General features: G+C 74.9%; 2 protein-coding genes and 1 pseudogene. 2 read left to right on the top strand and 1 reads right to left on the bottom strand.

Features of this window, described 5'->3' with window-relative positions; genetic code table 11:
- Nucleotides 1-1,972, top strand: a 1,972-nt coding sequence (locus GTR02_RS20650) for a chemotaxis protein CheW (RefSeq protein ID WP_240896139.1), incomplete at its 5' end; no start/stop codon positions are given.
- Between the two features lies 1 nt (nucleotide 1,973).
- Nucleotides 1,974-2,408: a chemotaxis protein CheW gene (locus GTR02_RS20645; RefSeq protein ID WP_166609355.1), complete on the top strand. Its 435-nt coding sequence runs from the start codon at nucleotides 1,974-1,976 to the stop codon at nucleotides 2,406-2,408.
- A 141-nt stretch (nucleotides 2,409-2,549) separates the two neighbouring features.
- Here GTR02_RS20645 and GTR02_RS20640 read toward each other — a convergent pair.
- Nucleotides 2,550-3,380, bottom strand: a pseudogene (locus tag GTR02_RS20640) (hypothetical protein); the annotation flags it as partial.

The following is a 3,380-nucleotide window of genomic DNA, read 5'->3' as shown; positions in this document are numbered from 1 at the left end:
CGCCCTGCTGGCCACCCCGCCCGACCCTCCGGAGCCGGGCACGGGGGTCCGCGTCGTGGTCGTCGGGCCGCCGCGGGACCTGCCCGCGGGCGTCCGGCAGGTGCGCGAGGAGCCCCCCGCCGAGTCCGTCCCCGAGCCCGCGGCCGAGCCCGTCGCCGAGGTGGCTCCCGAGCCGGTCGCGGCCGCTCCCGCCGACCTGGTGCCCGCCGTCGTCGAGCCGGCGCACGCCGCCCCCGAGACCAACCGCGCGCAGGCCGGGTCCGCCGCCGAGTCCACCATCCGCGTCGACGTGGAACTCCTCGAGTCCCTCGTGCGCCAGGCCGGCGAGCTGGTGCTGGCCCGCAACCAGATCCTGCAGCGCGCGAGCGCCCTGCGCGACGAGGACCTCACCCGCGCCTGCCACCGCCTGAACCTCGTCGCGAGCGAGATGCAGGAGGGCGTCATGCGCACCCGCATGCAGCCCATCGACCACCTGTGGTCCAAGCTGCCCCGCGTCGTGCGCGACCTCTCCAGCCAGCTCGGCCGCAAGATCAAGCTGGAGATGGAGGGTGGCGACACCGAGCTCGACCGCACGCTGCTGGAGGCGGTCAAGGACCCGCTGACCCACATCGTCCGCAACGCCGTCGACCACGGCATCGAGCCGCCGGACGTCCGCCTCGCCGCGGGCAAGTCCGAGGTCGGGACGCTGAAGATGCGCGCCGCGCACGAGGGCGGTCAGGTCCTCGTCGAGGTCCGCGACGACGGCAAGGGCATCGACCCCGCGATCATCGGCGCCAAGGCCGTCCAGAAGGGCCTCATCACCCAGGCCAAGCTGGAGACGCTGACCACCAACGACATCCTGCAGTTCCTCTTCATGCCGGGGTTCTCGACCGCGGCGAAGGTGACGAACGTGTCCGGCCGCGGTGTCGGCATGGACGTCGTGAAGACGAACATCGAGCGCATCGGCGGTTCCGTCGACGTCGAGTCCACCCCGGGCACCGGCACGATCTGGCGCCTGCGGATCCCGCTGACGCTGGCCATCGTCCCCGCCCTGACCGTCGAGTGCGCCGGTCAGCGCTACGCGATGCCGCAGGTGAACCTGCTGGAGCTCGTCAGCCTCGACACGGGCCGCATGGCCAACGCGATCGAGGACGTCGGCGGCGCGAAGGTCTACCGCCTGCGCGGGGTCCTGCTCCCGCTGATCCGCCTGGAGGAGGCGCTGGAGCTCAAGCGCCCCGCCGACGCGGAACTGCCCACCAACCTCGTGATCGCGGTGCTGGAGTGCGACGGCCGCCGGTTCGGCCTCGTGGTCGACCGCGTCCTGGACACCGAGGAGATCGTCGTCAAGCCGCTCTCCGGTGCGCTCAAGGCGATCGGCAGCTACGCCGGCGCCACCATCCTCGGCGACGGGCGGGTCTCCCTCATCCTCGACGTGCAGTCGCTGGCCCGCCGCACCATGCGCGCCGACGGTCTCGACCACATCGCGGGCCAGCAGGTCGCCGCGGCCTCCACCGTGGCCGACGGCCAGCGCCTGCTCGTGGTCGGGCTGGGCGACAACCGCCGCGTCGCGATCCCGCTGGACGTCGTCACGCGCCTCGAGGAGTTCAAGACCGACTCCATCGAGCGCGTCGGCCGCCGGGAGGTCGTCCGCTACCGCGGCGAGATCCTCCCGCTGGTCCGGCTCTCGCACCACCTCGGCGGCGGGGCGCGCGGCGCGCGCAACGCCTCCGAGCTCGACGCGGTCCCGGGTGTCGTCTACTCGGCCCGCGGGCGCAGCGTGGCGATCGTCGTCGACGAGATCATCGACATCGTCTCCGGGCAGGACGCGCACAGCGACATCGACGACGCCGGTCTGGTCGGTTCGGCCGTGATCCGCGACCGGGTCACGGAGCTGCTGGACGTGCGTGCGGCGATCCTCGCCGCCGACCCGAACTTCTTCACCGAGCAGGCTCAGAAGGAGCTTGCCGCGGCAACCACTCGCCTGGGGGTCTGACGTGTCCACGCAGTACGCCACCTTCCACCTCGCCGGGCACCTGTTCGGTGTCGAGGTCCGCCGTGTGCAGGAGGTGCTCACCGAGCAGCCCCGCACCCCCGCCCCGCTCGCCCCGCCGGCGATCGGCGGGCTCATCAACCTCCGCGGCCAGGTCGTCACGGCCCTGGACCTGCGCCGCCGCCTGTGGCTGCCGGACCGCGAGGAGGGTCAGGTCGCGATGAACGTCGTCGTCCGGGCCGCCGACGAGGTCTGGAGCCTGCTGGTCGACTCGATCGGGGGCGTCATCGAGGCCGCCGACGCGACCTTCGAGCCGCCGCCGGACACGCTGTCCGGCCCGATCCGCGAGCTCATCCGCGGCGCCTACAAGCTCGACGACGCGCTGCTGCTCGTCCTCGACGTCGACCGCGTCCTCGAGCTCGAGGCGACGCCCGCCTGAGCCACCGCACCACCAGGACACCGCACCACTAGGACACCGCACCACCAGGACACCGCACCGGCAGAGGCCCTCGGCCGTCCCCTCGGGGGGGACGGCCGGGGGCCTCTCGTCGTCGCCGGGACGTCCCGGCCGCGGGCCGGGTCAGCGCGGGCGGCGGTAGAGCGCGAGCTCCTCGGCGCGCAGGCGCGGCAGCTCGGCCGCGGGGTCGCACGGCGGCTCCGGGGCGCGGGCGACCACGCGGGACGTCGCGGCCGGGGCCGCCGCGGCGACGTTCCCCTGCTCACCCTCCGGGTCCACGGCCGGCTCGCCGGGCGCGGGCGCCTCCTCCTCGACCGGGCCGGCCACGGGGCCCTCCGGCTCGGCGGGCGTCCGCAGCAGGACGACGGTGGCCGTGACGGCCAGCACAGCGGCGAGCAGCGCGATGCCCGCGCGGGGCGCGAGGACGAGGTACTCGGGTGTCGAGCGCCCGAAGTCGGCGACCTCCTCGGGTCCGGGCTGGCTGCGCGCCGCGTAGGTCAGGAGCCCCGTCAGCGTCCCCAGGCCCAGCAGCGCCGTGACGCCGCCCGCGGCCGCGGCCAGCCAGCGCGCGGGCCGCGGCGGTACGAGCGCGCGGGGGCGCCGGGCGACCACGACGGCCGCCACGACCACGAGGGCGAGCGCCGACGCGAGCGCGCCGGTCTCGGGGAACGCCGTGTACTGCAGCCACTCCCACCGCTGGGAGAGCGTGATCTCCGGTTGGGCCGCGTCGTACTGGTTGCCGTAGTAGGTGTCCAGCGCACCGCCCAGGACGCGCCGGACCACGTCCGCGGTCAGCAGCGCGGGCGCCGATGCACCCACCACGAGGACCCACGCGAGGACCCCGCGCGCCGGGGTGGGGACGTCCTGCTCCTGCACCCGCAGCACGCTAGCCGTGGCGGCGCGGGCCCGGGCCGTCTCCGCGATCCCCGCCGGCCTCGGGGCCGGGATCAGCGG

Origin of the sequence: Kineococcus siccus, assembly GCF_009906795.1 — a bacterium.
Lineage (GTDB): Bacteria > Actinomycetota > Actinomycetes > Actinomycetales > Kineococcaceae > Kineococcus > Kineococcus siccus.
Note: the sequence above shows the minus strand (reverse complement) of the source record. Positions and strands in the feature narration are given on the sequence as shown.